Source organism: Pseudomonas sp. AC463 (assembly GCF_979253585.1).
In genome coordinates, this window is the sequence record NZ_CEEDDZ010000218.1 from 1 (window position 1) to 373 (window position 373).

Here is a 373-nt window from a genome sequence, read left to right on the forward strand (position 1 = left end):
GGCTGCGCGCGCGCGGCGCGCGGTTCCGCCTGTTGTTCCACGACACGCACCACCGCGCCGTCAGTGCGCCCGAAGAGATGCAGGCGTTCGACCTGTCGGGCTATGACGGTGTCCTCGCCTTCGGGGAGACGCTGGCGGAGGTGTATCGCGGCTGGGGCTGGCGCGACCGTGTGTGGGTCTGGCACGAGGCGGCCGACACCCGCCTGTTCCATCCACCCGAGGTTGAGGGCGAGCGCGATGGGCTGGTCTGGATCGGCAATTGGGGCGACGGCGAGCGGACGGCGGAACTGGAGCGCTTCCTGTTCGCCCCCGCCGCCGCGGTCGGCCTGCCGCTCGATATCTACGGCGTCCGCTATCCGGACGAGGCGCGGGC

The 373-nt window shown here is 71.8% G+C and carries 1 protein-coding gene; it reads left to right on the forward strand.

Annotated elements, in window-relative coordinates; all coding sequences use genetic code 11:
- Positions 1 to 373: CgeB family protein (locus tag AC0IYH_RS29855; RefSeq protein WP_471837697.1), on the forward strand; the 373-nt coding region annotated here is incomplete at both ends.